This is a genomic window from Allobosea sp. (assembly GCF_051860145.1).
Taxonomy (GTDB): domain Bacteria; phylum Pseudomonadota; class Alphaproteobacteria; order Rhizobiales; family Beijerinckiaceae; genus Allobosea.
Map to the genome: position 1 here is coordinate 77317 of NZ_JBHYEM010000007.1, position 14600 is coordinate 91916.

Here is a 14600-nt window from a genome sequence, read left to right on the forward strand (position 1 = left end):
GATGATCGGGACATGGCTGAGGGGCCGGGCCGATCGAGGGAGGATGCGATGACGGGACCAGTCCTGGCAATCGGGCGCATATGCGCCAGCCCGTGCCCGCCGCGATGGATACGGGGGACGAGAGCGTGATTCGCAAGATTCTTGACGGGCTCTACCTGCTTGCCGGCTATCTGGCCGGCGCCTTCCTGGTCGCCATCTTCGCCCTGATGATGCTGCTTTCGGTCGGCCGCGAGATCAATTTCAACGTCCCGTCCGGCGACGACTTCGCCGGCTGGTCCCTCGTCGCCATGGCCTTCCTCGGCCTCGCCCACACCTTCAAGCGCGGCGAGATGATCAGGGTCGGGCTGATGATCGAGCGCCTGCACGGGCCCGCGCGGCGGGTGGCCGAGCTGGCCTCGCTGACCATCGCCGCCGCGTTCATCGGCTATTTCACCTATCAGACCGGCCAGCTCGCCTATGATTCCTGGCGCTTCTTCGACATGTCGACAGGCGTCGTCTCGGTGCCGCTCTGGATCCCGCAGCTCGGCATGGTCGCAGGGCTCGCCATCCTGCTCGTCGCGATCATCGAGGAATGGGTCACCGTCGCGCGCGGCGGACGGCCGACCTACGAACCGGACCCGCCGCAATCGACCGAAGAGCTGATCGAACGCGTCGCCCAGGGCGGAGGCGTCTGATGAGCCTGCCGCTCCTCTCGATCGTCCTGCTGCTCTTCCTCGTCGTCATCCTGGCGAGCGGCGTCTGGATCGCCGTTGGCCTCGGGCTCGTCGGCCTGCTCGCCATGACGCTCGTCACCGATGTCCCGATCGGCCAGGTGCTGGCCACCACGGTCTGGAGCGCCTCCTCGTCCTGGACGCTGGCCGCGCTGCCGCTCTTCATCTGGATGGGCGAGATCCTGTTCCGGACTCGGCTCTCCGAGCAGATGTTCCAGGGCCTCTCGCCCTGGCTGCAATGGCTGCCGGGCCGGCTGATCCATACCAATATCGTCGGCTGCGGCATCTTCGCCGCGGTCTCCGGCTCCTCGGCCGCCACGGTCGCGACCATCGGCAAGATCTCGCTGCCGGAGCTGAAGAAGCGCGGCTATAACGAGCGCCTGAGCCTCGGCACACTGGCTGGTTCTGGCACGCTCGGCCTGCTGATCCCGCCCTCGATTCCGATGGTGGTCTACGCGGTCACCGCCAATGTCTCCGTGCTGCAGGTCTTCCTCGGCGGCTTCCTGCCAGGGCTGCTCGTGATGGCCCTCTATATGGGCTATGTCATCGTCTGGTCGCTGCTCAACCCCGACAAGACGCCGCCGCGCGATCCGGCCCTGCCCTTTCGCGCCAAGCTGCGTCAGTCCGCCAAGCTCGCACCCTGCCTGCTGCTGATCGCAGCCGTCTTCCTGTCGCTCGTGCTCGGCTTCGCCACCGCGACCGAATGCGCCGCCTGGGGCGTCACGGGTGCGCTCTTCCTCGCCTGGTGGAGCGGCACGCTGAGCTGGGCGACGGTGCGCGAAAGCATCATGAGCACGACCCGCCTGACCTGCATGATCATGCTGATCCTGGCCAGCGCAGCCTTCTGCACCGCCGCCATGGGCTTCACCGGCATCCCCGCCGCCCTGGCGGAATGGGTCAAGGGCCAGCAGCTCTCGCCGCATATGCTCGTCCTGGCCCTGACCTGCATGTACATCATCCTCGGCTGCCTGATCGACGGCATCTCGATGATCGTGCTGACCGCGGTGATCGTGCTGCCGATGGTCAGGGAGGCCGGCTTCGACCTCATCTGGTTCGGCGTCTATCTCGTCATCCATGTCGAGATGGCGCAGATCACCCCGCCGGTCGGCTTCAATCTCTTCGTCCTGCAGAACATGAGCGGCAAGGATATCTGGACGGTTGCGAAGGCGGCGTTTCCGTTCTTCATTCTGCTCAACGTCGCCGTTCTGATCATCACGACCTTTCCGCAAATCGTGCTTTACCTGCCGAAGCTCGCCTTTCCGGACTGAACCAAGAAGACAGGCAACAGAGAGGGACCAGCATCATGATCAACCGCAGAATGTTCGCAGCCACCGCTTTCGCCTTCGGCGTCAGCGCGCTCGCCATGGCCGCCCCGGCCTCCGCCCAGACCAAGTGGAACCTGCCGGCCGCCTATCCGTCCGATAACCCGCATAGCGAGAACCTCGTCGCCTTCGCCAAGGATGTCGAGACCGGGACCGGCGGCAAGCTCCTGATCACGGTCCATCCCGGCGCGGCCCTGTTCAAGGCGCCCGAGATCAAGCGGGCCGTGCAGACCGGCCAGGCCCAGATGGGCGAGGTCCTGCTCTCGATCCACGAGAACGAGGACCCGCTCTTCGGCATCGACGTGGTGCCCTTCCTGGCGACCAGCTTCGCCGACTCGATGAAGCTCTACAAAGCCTCGAAGGCGGCAATCGAGAAGAAGCTCGATGCGCAGGGCCTCAAGCTGCTCTTCATGGTCCCCTGGGCGCCGCAGGGCGTCTACGCCAAGAAGGAGATCAACACGATCGACGACATGAAGGGGCTGAAATGGCGCTCCTACAATGTCGGCACGGCACGGCTCGGCGAGTTGCTCGGCATGCAGTCGGTGACGATCCAGGCGGCCGAGCTGCCGCAGGCGCTGGCCACCGGCGTGGTCAACTCCTTCATGTCGTCGGGCGGCACCGGCTATGATTCCAAGGCCTGGGAATCGCTGACCCATTTCTACGACGTCCAGGCCTGGATCCCGAAGGACGCGACCTTCGTCAACAAGGCCGCCTTCAACGCGCTCGACAAGGCGACGCAGGACGCCATCCTCAAGGCCGCGGCCACCGCTGAAGAGCGCGGCTGGAAGGCCTGGGAGGCCAAGACGAGCTGGTATCTCGACCAGCTCAAGGCCAAGGGCATGAAGGTCAATGCCCCTTCGACGGCGCTCAAGGACGGCTTCAAGAAGGCCGGCGAGACGCTGACCGCCGACTGGCTGAAGAAGGCCGGCGCCGACGGCCAGGCGATCGTCGACGCCTACAAGAAGATGTGAAGCTGGCCTCTGGCCGGTCCGAGCCGGCCATCGCTTGCCATGCTTCAATCAGAACGTGGTCATTCCGGGCGGCCGCAGGTCGACCCGGGATGACTGCGCATTCACATTCAGGACCACAGTGCGCGATGTCCTCTGCAGCACCTGACAGTCTCGGCCCGATCGTCTCCTCCGGCCATCTCGCCTCCGGCGCGATGCCGGCGCTCTCGGAGTTCGAGTTCGCGTTGAACATGTCGGTCCATGCCTTCCAGCGCTGGATGCTGCGCTGCATGACGGCGGCCGGGGTGCCGGACCTGTCGCCGATGGACGTGCTCGTCCTCCACAACGTCAACCATCGCGGCAAGGCCAAGCGCCTCGCCGATATCTGCCTCGTCCTCAATATCGAGGACACCCATGTCGTGAACTACGCGCTGAAGAAGCTCGAGCGGCTGAAGCTGATCAAGAGCGGCCGCAAGGGCAAGGAGAAGACCGTCGCGATCACGCCCGCCGGCGAGGATGCCTGCCGGCGCTATGCCCAGATCCGCGAGCAATTGCTGGTAAAATCGGTGCTGGCGATCGGCATGGACCCGACCCGCCTCTCCGAGATCGCCGCGGTGATGCGCTCGCTCTCGGGCCAATACGACCAGGCGGCCCGGGCGGCGGCGAGCCTGTAAGGGCGCGGGACGGGCCTCTCCGTCATTCCGGGGCAGGCCGCAGGCCTGAGTTGCTGGGTGCCGCCGCCTTACGCCATCGGAATGTTGGTGATCGCCGCACCTGGCTTGGCAGGCTCGGCGGATGGACCTTGCTCGCCCGGACGTGAATTTGGTCTGTTCTTAGCTAACATTCGGACCGGAGTGCTGCTGGCAGGTGCGGCCTTCATGGGGACTATGTGAACGTCAGCGCAGTCTGTCGACCCCCCCAAAACCCGTTACATAACATCAGCTTATCGCAAGAGGTGCCCTAGGTTAGGGGAAATTTTGCGAACCCGCATTTGACGGGTTGACTTAGAGCGCACTCTAACCCCTAGCCTCTGATGCGTTGTGGCGAAAGAAGGTGCTCATGAAGATTGGTGAACTGGCGAAGCGTTCGGGACTGTCGGCCCACACCATCCGTTACTATGAGCGGATTGGACTGCTTCCCTATGCGGACAGGGACCAATCGAGCCAACGTGACTACGACGCATCAATCCTGATCTGGATAAAGTTTCTTGGTCGCCTGAAAACGACCGGGATGCCTATCCGGGAAATGCTGCATTATGCAGCCCTACGGGAGCGCGGCGTCGGCACGGAAGCGGAGCGTTGCGCGTTGCTCGAACAGCACCGTGAACGTGTTCGCGCCCATGTGGTTGACCTGCAAGCCTGCCTTCTCGTCCTCGACACCAAGATTGCCGGATATTCCGGCACCGAACAGAGGATGAAGGATCATGACCCAGTATTACCAGAACGCCGACGAAAGCCGGCTGGAACGCGGCAAGCGAGCGCTCGCTGAAATCGACGGCCAGGCCGGCAACAATGTCGTTGCTGCCTTGGCCGATATTGCCCCCGATTTCGCACGCTATCTGTTCGAGTTTCCGTTTGGGGACATCTATAGCCGCCCCGGGCTCGAACTGCGCGCCCGTGAAATCGCCACCATCGCAGCGCTGACGGCGATGGGAAACGCGGCCCCGCAATTGAAGGTCCATATTGAGGCTGGTCTAAATGTCGGGCTGACCAGGGACGAAATCACCGAGACCATCATGCAAATGGCGGTCTATGCCGGCTTTCCTGCGGCGCTCAATGGATTGTTCGCGGCCAAGGAAGTCTTTGCCGCACGGTTCCCCGTCCAGAGGGAGCAGGTGGCATGATGAACTTAGTTCGATCCTTGGCGACCGCTGGCGCTTTCGCCCTCGCCGTGGCCTCTGCTTCTGCGATCATGGCACCGACCGCCGCCTATGCGAATCCGGCTGCGCCCGAGAAACTATGGGAGGGTTTCAGCTCGCCGGTCGGCATGGCCTTCGACGCTGCGGGAAATCTGTTCGTGGCGGAATGGGGTGCGGGTCGCGTCTCGCGCATCGATCCTGCCGGAAATCGCACCATCTTCGCGGACGGGCTTTCCGGTCCCTCCGGGCTGACGATCGACCCTGATGGCATGATCTACGTCGCGTCTTATTCGCGCGATGAGGTCTATCGCTTCACGCCAGCGGGAGAACGTAATCTGCATGTGACCGGCCTCGCGACACCTGCCGGGCTTAGCTTCGACAGGTCTGGCCGGCTCCTGATCGCCAATCGGCGCACCAACCAGATTCTCGCTGTGGCCGCGAATGGCAGCCTAAAGCCTGTCATCGACGGCTTGCGAACGCCGGTCGGGGCAGTCCAGACGCCAGACAACGGCTATGTCGTTTCCAATATCGGCGGCGGGATCACGATCCTGCGCCCCGATGGCTCGCGCATCGAGGCTGGCGAGGCATTCGCCACGCCCGGCCCCGGCGTGGCGATGACGACAGCCGGCCGCGTTTTCGTGGTCGATTATGGCGGCACCGCCGTGCGGGAAATCCTGCCCGATGGACAGTCCCGCGCCGTTGCGGACGGATTGCGAAGCCCGGTCGGGTTGGTGGCAGCGCCTGACGGAACGTCCTTACTGACCGCCGCATGGGGTGATGGGACAATATATCGGATTCCGATCCCAAATTAGACCGCTTCGCTTCCCACCCGCTGCCCCCATTCGCCAGGCGCCCGAACACGCACGCCCGGCGGCATTCACTGGACACAGGCGTGCCTAGCCCGGCAGCTTCGCGTAGCGCGCGGCGTAATCCGCCTCGATCGCCGCGTGCCTCGACCAGAAGCCGCGCGGCGGATCGCCTGCGAGCCGGTCTTCCAGAATGCCGAGATGCAGGTGCCAGCCACCCGAGACATTCGCCATCTCCGCCTTGTCGGCAAGCTTGCGATGCGTCAGCACGAGCCTGACCCGGTCGCCTTCCGGCGTGAGCTCGAAGGTCACTTCCGAACTGGCGTCGCCCTCCCCCGGCCATGTCATCGCCAGCGCCCGCATCGGCTCGTAGCGGGTCACCGTCCCGCGCGAGGGCCAGCCATTGTCGTTCATCTCGCGATAGCGCTCCGGCGGCCGTTCGCTGGTGATCTGGGAGTGCTTGAACAGGAGGTCGACCGTGCCGCCGACGCGCGGCTCCAGCTTGCCCGAAGCCAGCCAGGTGCCGCGCTTGTCGGACTCGGTCAGATAGGCCCAGACGCGCTCGACCGGCCCCGGCAGGAGCCGCTCGAACCTGACCGCGCCGCTTTCGAGAACAGTGCCGTACTCACTCATCACTCGTCTCCTTCATCCTTGGCGGCTTGCGCCAGTTCCTGCCCCAGCTCGTCGAGTCGCGCACCCCAGAAGCCCCGGACCTTCTTCACCCAGAGATCGAATTCATCGAGCCCCCCGGGATCGAGCCGGTAGATTCGGCGCTGGCCGTCGATCTCGACCCTGACCAGCCCGGCCTCCCTCAGCACCTTGAGATGCTGCGAGATCGCCGGTGCGCTGACACTGAACCGCGCCGTGATCTCGCCGGCCGCCAGGGCGCCCTCGCCCAGCATCTCGATGATGCGGCGGCGTGTCGGGTCTGCGAGGGCGACGAAGCGATCCATGGCTTTATTTAGCGTGTCACTTAATTAAGTAAAACATAAAATATTGTGCGCCTGCGGCCGGCGCGCTGCGCGGTTGCGCATGGCGACTTGCTAGACGCCGCGTGACGGGCGAGAGGAAATGCCCGTTCGACAGGCAGATCGTTCCAGGCCGCCATGCCCACCCGCCACGCCACCTTGACCGGCATCGCCATGATGCTGCTCGGCATGCTGCTATTCGCGCTGAACGACGTGATGGGAAAATGGCTGGTCGCGACCTACACGGTCGGCCAGGTCGTGCTGCTGCGCAGCGTCGTGGCGATCGCGGTGATCGCGCCTTTCGTGGTGAAGCAGGGCGTCGGCCGCACCTTGCGGCCGGAGCGGCCCGGGCTGCAGCTCCTGCGCGTCACGCTCGGCTCCTGCGAGGTCGCCATGTTCTATTGGGCGGTGACCTACCTGCCGCTCGCCGACACGATGACGCTCTGGCTCGCAGCGCCGGTCTGGGCCGTGGTCCTGGCGGCGCTGCTGCTCGGCGAGCGGATCGAGCCCGTGCGCTGGCTCGCGGTCGTCGCCGGCTTCGTCGGCGTCGCGGTGGCGCTGAACCCCTCCGGCCAGAGCCTGTCCCTTCCGGCGATCATCGCGCTTCTCGGCAGCTTCTCCTTCGCGGCGATGATGATCACCGGCCGGCAATTGCGCGGCACGCCCGACGTGACGCTGGTCGCCTGGCAGACCTTTGGCGCGCTGGTGGTCGGCCTCCTGCTGCTGCCCTTCGGCTGGGTGACGCCGAGCCTCACTGATGCCGCCCTGCTCGGCCTGCTCGGCATCGTCGCGATGGTGGCGCATCTTTGCGTCACGCGCTCGCTGAAGCTCGCCGAGGCCTCCGTCGTCGTGCCCTATCAATACACGCTGATCGTCTGGGCCCTGCTCTTCGGCTGGCTCGTCTTCGGCGACTGGCCGACGCTCTCCATGCTGATCGGCGCCGGGCTGATCATCGCGGCGGGGCTGGCGCTGCTGGTCCTCGAAAGGCGGGCCGGCAAACCCGTGGAGATGCACGATCCCCCGTGATGCCGGCGCCCGCCCATGCGTTCGCCTCGCCCTGCCCGCGCGGCGGCAGCGGTCGACCTTGGCCCGTGCCCACGGCTAATCTCCCGCCCCGACAAGGCCGAGCCGCCGACCGGCGAGACGAGGCCGCCCCGGAGAGGACGCAGCATGGCCCTGATCACCTATCTCACCACGACCCGTTTCGGCTTCGGCGAAGTGGCAGGTATCGAGGGCGACCTGGGCGGACTTGGCATCCGCAAGCCGCTGATCATCGCCGACAAGGGCGTGGTCGCCGCCGGCGTCGTCGGCACGGTCCAGGCGCATGCGCCGGCCTTGCAGGCGGCGCCCATCTTCGACGCGACCCCGACCAACCCGACCGAGGAGGCCGTGCTCACCGCGCTCGCCCTCTATCGCGAGAACGGCTGCGACGGGCTCGTCGCCATTGGCGGCGGCTCGCCGATCGACCTCGCCAAGGGCGTCGCCCTGCTCGCCGGCCATGACGGCCCGCTGGAGACCTATGCCGCGATCCTCGCCGGCATCCCCAAGGTGACGGCCGCCGTGGCGCCGGTGATCGCGATCCCGACCACGGCCGGCACCGGCAGCGAGGTCGGCCGCGCCGCGCTGATCACCCTGAATGACGGCCGCAAGCTCGGCTTCATCTCGCCGCACCTGATTCCCCGGCTCGCGATCTGCGACCCCGAGCTGACGCTCGGCCTGCCGGCCTGGTTGACCGCCGCGACCGGCATGGACGCGATCACCCACTGCATCGAGACCTATCTCAGCCCGCGCGAGAACCCGCCGGCCGAGGCGATCGCGCTCGACGGACTGAAGCGCGCCGTCGCCCATATCGAGCGCGCGGTGAAGGACGGCTCCGATCGCGAGGCCCGCAAGGAGATGATGATGGCGGCGCTGCAGGGCGGCCTCACCTTCCAGAAGGGCCTCGGCGCGGTGCATGCGCTCTCGCACCCGCTCGGCGGCCTGAAGGAGGTCTCGCTGCATCACGGCACGCTGAACGCTGTGCTGCTGCCGGCCGTGCTGCGCTTCAACGAGCCGGAATGCGGCGCCAAATATGCCGAGATCCGCCGCACGCTCGGCCTAGCGCCCGACACCGACCTCGCGGCCTGGCTCGCCGGGCTGACCGTGCGGCTCGGCATGCCCGCGAGCCTGTCGCAAATGGGCCTGCCGCGGAACGTCATTCCCGCCATCGCCGAGGCGGCGGTCAAGGACCATTCCAGCGCCAGCAATCCCCGCACTGCCAGCGCCGCGGATTATGCCGCGATGCTGGAGGCGTCCTTCGAGTAGGGGCCGGATCGAAAAGCCACAGTCCCCCTGCGAGCTTAACCCCGCTCGTATCCAGCGCTTGACCCTCCCCCCTGCGCCGGCCATCGTGCCGCACCGGATCCAACCCAGTGCACGAGGCCTGCACCCATGCGCCGCGCTCTGCTGACAACCACCCTGGTCTCGGCCGCCTGCCTGGCGGCGACGCTCGGGGCCGAGGCCTCGGGCCGCCGCTATGTCGCGCCGCCCGACCGGGCTGAGGAACGCATCATCCCGATGTATGGCGCCCTGCCCGCCTGCGACGACCCCTCCGTGCTTGGCGAATTGACGAGCTGGTTCAATTCCCGCGAGGCCAAGTTCTGGGGCCCGCTCCAGGTCGTCACCTATGATCGCATCCGCCCGCTCGCCTATCGGCCCTGGGGCGACGACTTCATCCCGCGCCGCTTCTGCACCGGGCGCATCGCCCTGAACGACGGCAGCCTGCACCGTGTCGATTATTCGGTGCGCGAGAATCTCGGCCTGTTCGGCCGGGGCTGGAACGTCAACTGGTGCGTCAACGGCCTCGACCGGCATCGCAGCTACGCGCCGGACTGCAAGATGGCGCGCCCCTGAGCCCATCATGTCGCTGACCCGAATCGGGCTGGCTCTGGTGGCGGCCCTGACGCTTGCCGCCCCCACCGCCGAGGCGCAGTGGCGCAGCCAGCGTGGCGGCAGCGCCCCGGGCGATTTCGATTTCTACGTGCTCGCCCTGTCCTGGTCGCCCGGCTTCTGCGAGCTGGATGGCGGGCGCGGGCGGGCCCGCGAGCAATGCGAGAGCGGCGCCGATCTCGGCTTCGTCGTGCACGGCCTCTGGCCGCAGAACGAGCGCGGCTATCCCAGCGATTGCGGCCCCTCCGGCCGCACGCCGTCGCGAATCGCCATGCAGCAGGCGGAGGGCCTGTTCCCCTCCGAAGGCCTCGCCCGCTACCAGTGGCGCAAGCACGGCACCTGCTCCGGCTCCAGCCCGAGCGACTATTTCTCCGATGTCCGCCGCGCCCGCGAGAAGGTCGCGATCCCGCCGCCTTTGCAGAAGAGCGAGCGCGACCAGACCTGGACGGCGATCGATCTCGAACGCGCCTTCGTCGCCGCCAATCCCGGCCTGCGCACCGACATGATGTCCGTCGCCTGCTCCCGCGGCGTGCTGCAGGAGGTCCGCATCTGCTTCAGCAAGGACCTGCGCAATTTCCGCACCTGCCAGGAGGTCGACCGCTCCGGCTGCCGCACGCGCGAGATCACCGTGAAGGCGGTGCGCTGACAAGCGTGGCCGGCGCGGCTAAGACCGCATCATGAACTACCGTCACGGCTTCCACGCTGGAAATTTCGCCGACATCCTCAAGCACGTCGTGCTGATGCGCATCCTCGCCCATCTCGGCGTCAAGGACACGCCCTATCGCATCGTCGACACCCATGCCGGCGCGGGGCGCTACGATCTCGGTTCCGAAGAGGCGCTGCGCACGCATGAATGGAGGGACGGCGTCGCCCGGCTCGACCAGTCGCCGCTTGCGCCGGCCGTCGAGGAACTGCTCAAGCCCTGGCGCGAAGCCGTCGCCGCTGCCCGCGAGCGCCATGGCAGCGACGCCTATCCCGGCTCGCCCTGGCTCTGTCGCCATGCGATGCGGGCCGAGGACCGGCTGATCGCCGCCGAATTGCACCCGCAGACCTACAAGAAGCTCACTGCCGCGCTCGGCCGCGATTCGCGCTGCAAGGCGCTGGCGATCGACGGCTGGAATGCGCTGCGCGGCAATGTCCCGCCCAAGGAGCGGCGCGGGCTGATCCTGATCGACCCGCCCTTCGAGGAGAAGGACGAGTTCGCGACGCTGGCCGCCGAAACCATCGCCGCCCATCGCAAATGGCCGACCGGCATCTACGCGCTCTGGTACCCGGTGAAGGACCGCCGCGCCGCCGCCGACCTCCTCGGCGCGATCGAGGATGCCGGAATCGGTCGCCTGCTCAGGCTCGAGATCGACGTCGACCGGCCGGAAGCGGCGGGCGGCCTCGGCGCCACCGGCCTGCTCGTCGTCAACCCGCCCTGGCGCCTGGCGGACGAGGCCCGCATCCTGCTGCCCGCTTTGAGCGAACGCCTCGCGCAGGGGCCGCGACCGCGCTACCTTTGCGAGCCGATCCGACCGGACGGCTGATGCCTAGCAATGCCCAAGGATTTTCCGATGCTCGTTTTGCGCACCTCGCCCGCCTCCCCCTTCGGCCGCAAGGTCAAGATCGCCGCCTATGAGCTCGGCTTGATGGAGCGCATCGAGATCGTCCCGGCCGATACCACCGACCCCAAGGACGTGCTGCGGACCCAGAACCCGCTCGGCAAGATCCCGACCCTGGTGCTCGAGGATGGCGAGACGCTGTTCGATTCGCGCGTCGTCGTCGATTATCTCGACCATCTCGCCGGCGGCGGGCGCCTGATTCCGGCCGGCAGCAAGGAGCGCTTCGCCCAGTTGCGACTGCAGGCACTGGCCGACGGCATCTGCGACGCCGCGCTGCTCCAGGTCTATGAAGGCCGGTTCCGCGCACCCGAGATGCGCAATGCGGCGTGGATCGAGAATCAGGCCGGCAAGGTCAACCGCGCGCTCGCGGCGCTCGAGCCCGCCCCGCCAGCCTGGCCGGAGCGGCCGCGCATCGGCGAGATCGCGCTCGCCTGCGCGCTCGGTTATCTCGACCTGCGCCATGAGGGGAAATGGCGGGCCGACCATCCGAAACTCGTCGCCTGGCTCGACGACTTCGCCGCCAAGGTCCCGTCTTTCGAGACCACCCGCTTCAAGGGTTGAAGCAAGCTGTTCTAGACGACGCCATCCGTCATTCCGGGGCAGGCCGCAGGCCTGAGCCCGGAACCCGGAAACGCTGACGCTGCTGGCTCGTCATTGCGAGGAGCGTGAGCTCCGAAGCAATCCAGGGGCCGTCGAGCGAGCCCTGGATTGCTTCGCTTCGCTCGCAATGACGGAGGCTCTGGGTTCGGGCTCGCTGCTGCGCAGCGCCCGGAAAGACGCCGCGTTTCACCTTGAAAGCATCACTACGCACAACAAAAAACCCGGTGGCCGAAGCCACCGGGTTCGTGAGCCCCGCGAGGGGATCGGACTAGAACTTGTAGTTCAGGCCGGCGCGGACGACCGAGAACTTGGTCTCGACGTTGGCGTTGAAGGTGCCGCCCGGGACGTTGAACGACTCCTTGTCGAGGTCGACGTAGAGGTACTCGATCTTGGCCGTCAGGTTGTTGGTGAAGGCGTATTCGAGACCGCCACCGAGCGTCCAGCCATACTGGGTGTTGTCGTTGCTGGCCGAGCCGAACGGCGTGGAGATCTTGTTCTTCACGCTGCCATAGGCGAAACCACCGGTGACGTAGGGCAGGAACCGGTCGAAGGCGTAGCCGACGCGGCCACGAACCGTACCGAACCACTGCATCTCGTTCGAGGCGCGAACACCCAGGACCGGATCAGTAGCGCTGGCCTTCAGGTCGGCGCCCTGGAAGTCAGCCTCGAGGCCGACGACCCACTGGCCGATCTGGTAGTTGTAGCCGATCTGACCACCACCGATGAAGCCGTCCGGATCATCGTAACCGCCGATGATGCCGAGATTGGTCGAGTCGATCTGGCCGAAACCGTAGCCGGCGTTCACGCCGACGTAGAAACCGGTCCAGGTGAACACCGGCGGGTAATAGACCGGAGCGGCGACCGGGCCCTTGCGGGACGGCAGGTCAGCGGCAGCGGCAGCGCCGGCAGCGACGAGGCCGATGGCCGCGACGCTCGAAAGCAGGTACTTCTTCATGTCTAACTCCTTGGTAGTCGTCGCTGTCGCCGGCAGAACCCGGCGGTGATGTCGATGGAACCCTTATAACCCCAGATGCTGCCGATGTCTGTTGCGGCTAAAGCACATGTCCACTCCAGACCACGGCAAAAATGCGGCACGAATGAGGATGACTATAACCAATTGTTCAACCCAGGTTAATTAGTGTTAAAGCACTCTAAATGGTAAATCGAATACTAATGTTTCAGAGTCATACGCATCGCACCGAAGCCCCAACGCGCGGATTGCCCCAAGGTTCCGCGAATTGTGCCGACAAAATGGCGGCCGGCTTGCCGCTCCGCGCGGCCCGTGCTTTAGCCGTGAATGAACGGAGAAGACGAGACAGGACGGGTGCCACCGCTTTCGATATTCATCATTACGCGCGATGAGGCCGATCGGATCGGCCGCACGATCGCGGCCGTGCGCGTGCTGAGCGACGACATCGTCGTGATCGACTCGGGCTCGACCGACGGCACGCAGGCGATCGCGGAGCAGCATGGCGCCCGCGTGATCTTCAATCCCTGGCCGGGCTACGGCCAGCAGAAGCGCTTCGCCGAGGAGCAATGCCGGCATCCCTGGCTGCTGAACCTCGACGCCGACGAGGTCGTCCCGGCCGATCTGGCGGCCGAGATCGCCGGGCTGTTCGCCCGGGGCGAGCCGGCGGCGGATGCCTACAAGCTGCGAATCGCCGAGATCTTCCCGGGAGAGCAGGCTCCGCACCGCTTCGCCTATGCGCTCTCGCCCGTGCGGCTCTATCGCAGCGACAAGGGGCGCTATTCGCCCTCGCCCGTGCATGATCGCGTCGAGCTCTCGCCTCACGCCCGAGTCGGGCGGCTGAGCGGCACCGTGCATCACTATTCGGTGCGCTCGCTGGGCGAACAGATCGACAAGCTGAACGCCTATAGCGATGCCCAGGCCGACGATCTCGACAAGCGCGGCGAGACGCTCTCGGTGTTCCGGCTCGTCGCCGAATTCCCCGCCAACTTCATCAAGGCCTATATTGGCCGGCGGCATGCCTTGCGGGGCGTCTATGGTTTCATGACCGCGATGAACTACGCATTCTATCGCTATCTGCGCGTCGCCAAACATTGGGAGCGCCGCCTCAGCCGGCGTTCCGGCGCGGAGCAGGACAATGTCTGAGGTCGCGCTCGTGACCGGCGGCGCCCGCCGGATCGGGCGCGCCATCGTCGAGCGCCTGGCTGACGCTGGCTATGCGGTCGCGATCCATTGCGGCAATTCGCGCGCCGAGGCGCAGGCGCTCGCCGCCGGCCTGCGCGAGCGCGGCGGCAAAGCCAGCGTGATCGCAGCCGACCTCGCCGATCCCGCTGCCGTCGACGGCATCCTGCCCGCCGCCGAGGCCGCGCTCGGCCCGGTGACGCTCCTGGTCAACAGCGCCTCGAGCTTCCTGGTGGACGACGTCCGCGCGCTCGACGTGGCGACTTGGAACCGGCAGTTCTCGATCAACCTGCGCGCACCTTCGGTGCTGGCGGGCGCCATGGCGAACCGCCTCCCCGAGGATCTCGAAGGCTGCATCGTCAACATCATCGACCAGCGGGTCTGGAAGCCGACGCCGGAATACTATTCCTATACATTGAGCAAATCAGCGCTGCTGACCGCGACGACGACCATGGCGCAGGCGCTCGCACCCCGCATCCGGGTCAATGCCGTCGGCCCCGGCCCGACCTTCCCGAACCCGCAGGACGGCGAGGCGCTGCTCGCGCGCGAGGCGGCCGGTTCGTTGCTGCAGAGGACGGTGGAGGCGGCCGAGATCGCCGATGCGGTGCTCTACCTCGCCGGCGCCCGCTCGGTCACCGGGCAAATGATCGCCGTCGATTCCGGCCAGCACCTGGCGTGGCGCACCCCGGACATCGTGACGTGAAGCGG

Annotated in this window: 18 protein-coding genes and 1 pseudogene; 16 read left to right on the top strand and 3 right to left on the bottom strand. The window is 66.4% G+C overall.

The genetic code is table 11. From position 1 onward, the window contains the following. Positions 1–125 precede the first annotated feature (125 nt). The 8 genes and pseudogenes from ACTIF2_RS13955 to ACTIF2_RS13990 all read left to right on the top strand — a co-directional run bounded on the left by ACTIF2_RS13955 (position 126) and on the right by ACTIF2_RS13990 (position 5649). A complete protein-coding gene (locus tag ACTIF2_RS13955; RefSeq protein WP_439497691.1) occupies positions 126–674 on the top strand; it encodes a TRAP transporter small permease in 549 nt (182 codons plus the stop codon). Then, positions 674–1978: a TRAP transporter large permease gene (locus tag ACTIF2_RS13960; protein ID WP_439497692.1), complete on the top strand. Its 1305-nt coding sequence runs from the start codon at positions 674–676 to the stop codon at positions 1976–1978. The genes ACTIF2_RS13955 and ACTIF2_RS13960 overlap by 1 nt, the downstream gene beginning before the upstream one ends. Positions 1979–2013: 35 nt before the next feature. Continuing rightward, positions 2014–3003 (top strand): TRAP transporter substrate-binding protein, encoded by a 990-nt coding sequence (locus tag ACTIF2_RS13965; protein ID WP_439497693.1) that lies wholly within the window; start codon positions 2014–2016, stop codon positions 3001–3003. Positions 3004–3128: 125 nt separating this feature from the next. Then, positions 3129–3653 carry a winged helix DNA-binding protein gene (locus ACTIF2_RS13970; RefSeq protein WP_439497694.1) on the top strand — a complete coding sequence of 175 codons (525 nt, stop codon included), beginning with the start codon at positions 3129–3131 and terminating at the stop codon, positions 3651–3653. 63 nt (positions 3654–3716) lie between these two features. After that, a pseudogene (locus ACTIF2_RS13975) lies at positions 3717–3872 on the top strand (4-hydroxybenzoate octaprenyltransferase); the annotation flags it as partial. Between the two features lie 166 nt (positions 3873–4038). After that, positions 4039–4467, top strand: coding sequence for a MerR family transcriptional regulator (locus tag ACTIF2_RS13980; protein WP_439497695.1), 429 nt, complete (start codon positions 4039–4041; stop codon positions 4465–4467). Then, on the top strand, positions 4403–4822 hold the full coding sequence (locus ACTIF2_RS13985; RefSeq protein WP_439497696.1) for a carboxymuconolactone decarboxylase family protein: 420 nt from the start codon (positions 4403–4405) through the stop codon (positions 4820–4822). The genes ACTIF2_RS13980 and ACTIF2_RS13985 overlap by 65 nt, the downstream gene beginning before the upstream one ends. Further along, entirely contained in the window at positions 4819–5649 is an 831-nt protein-coding gene (locus tag ACTIF2_RS13990) for an NHL repeat-containing protein (protein WP_439497697.1), read from the top strand. The genes ACTIF2_RS13985 and ACTIF2_RS13990 overlap by 4 nt, the downstream gene beginning before the upstream one ends. Positions 5650–5733: 84 nt before the next feature. On the opposite strand, the gene ACTIF2_RS13995 is transcribed toward ACTIF2_RS13990, so the two are convergent. Next, positions 5734–6276 carry an SRPBCC family protein gene (locus ACTIF2_RS13995; protein WP_439497698.1) on the bottom strand — a complete coding sequence of 181 codons (543 nt, stop codon included), beginning with the start codon at positions 6274–6276 and terminating at the stop codon, positions 5734–5736. Next, positions 6276–6596 (bottom strand): ArsR/SmtB family transcription factor, encoded by a 321-nt coding sequence (locus tag ACTIF2_RS14000; RefSeq protein ID WP_439497699.1) that lies wholly within the window; start codon positions 6594–6596, stop codon positions 6276–6278. The genes ACTIF2_RS13995 and ACTIF2_RS14000 overlap by 1 nt, the downstream gene beginning before the upstream one ends. Before the next feature lie 153 nt (positions 6597–6749). Here ACTIF2_RS14000 and ACTIF2_RS14005 point away from each other — a divergent pair, with 153 nt between their 5' ends. From ACTIF2_RS14005 to ACTIF2_RS14030, 6 genes are all read left to right on the top strand, one after another. Continuing rightward, positions 6750–7637, top strand: coding sequence for a DMT family transporter (locus ACTIF2_RS14005; RefSeq protein ID WP_439497700.1), 888 nt, complete (start codon positions 6750–6752; stop codon positions 7635–7637). Positions 7638–7781: 144 nt separating this feature from the next. Continuing rightward, positions 7782–8915 (top strand): iron-containing alcohol dehydrogenase, encoded by a 1134-nt coding sequence (locus tag ACTIF2_RS14010; protein WP_439497701.1) that lies wholly within the window; start codon positions 7782–7784, stop codon positions 8913–8915. A gap of 126 nt (positions 8916–9041) precedes the next feature. Then, positions 9042–9503 carry a hypothetical protein gene (locus ACTIF2_RS14015; protein ID WP_439497702.1) on the top strand — a complete coding sequence of 154 codons (462 nt, stop codon included), beginning with the start codon at positions 9042–9044 and terminating at the stop codon, positions 9501–9503. A 7-nt stretch (positions 9504–9510) separates the two neighbouring features. Continuing rightward, entirely contained in the window at positions 9511–10185 is a 675-nt protein-coding gene (locus tag ACTIF2_RS14020) for a ribonuclease T2 family protein (RefSeq protein WP_439497703.1), read from the top strand. Positions 10186–10216: 31 nt separating this feature from the next. Next, the gene (locus ACTIF2_RS14025) at positions 10217–11068 is read left to right on the top strand and encodes a 23S rRNA (adenine(2030)-N(6))-methyltransferase RlmJ (protein ID WP_439497704.1); all 852 of its coding nucleotides are present in this window, start codon (positions 10217–10219) and stop codon (positions 11066–11068) included. Positions 11069–11095: 27 nt separating this feature from the next. Next, positions 11096–11704: a glutathione S-transferase gene (locus ACTIF2_RS14030; protein ID WP_439497705.1), complete on the top strand. Its 609-nt coding sequence runs from the start codon at positions 11096–11098 to the stop codon at positions 11702–11704. 307 nt (positions 11705–12011) lie between these two features. Here the strand turns inward: ACTIF2_RS14030 and ACTIF2_RS14035 are convergent, their stop codons facing one another. Further along, positions 12012–12698, bottom strand: a complete 687-nt coding sequence (locus ACTIF2_RS14035) for an outer membrane protein (RefSeq protein WP_439497706.1) — start codon at positions 12696–12698, stop codon at positions 12012–12014. A 369-nt stretch (positions 12699–13067) separates the two neighbouring features. Between ACTIF2_RS14035 and ACTIF2_RS14040 the strand changes: the two genes are divergently transcribed. Further along, positions 13068–13856 carry a glycosyltransferase family 2 protein gene (locus ACTIF2_RS14040; RefSeq protein WP_439497707.1) on the top strand — a complete coding sequence of 263 codons (789 nt, stop codon included), beginning with the start codon at positions 13068–13070 and terminating at the stop codon, positions 13854–13856. Beyond that, a complete protein-coding gene (locus tag ACTIF2_RS14045; protein ID WP_439497708.1) occupies positions 13849–14595 on the top strand; it encodes an SDR family oxidoreductase in 747 nt (248 codons plus the stop codon). Before ACTIF2_RS14040 ends, ACTIF2_RS14045 begins: the two co-directional genes overlap by 8 nt. The last annotated feature ends 5 nt before the right edge of the window (positions 14596–14600 follow it).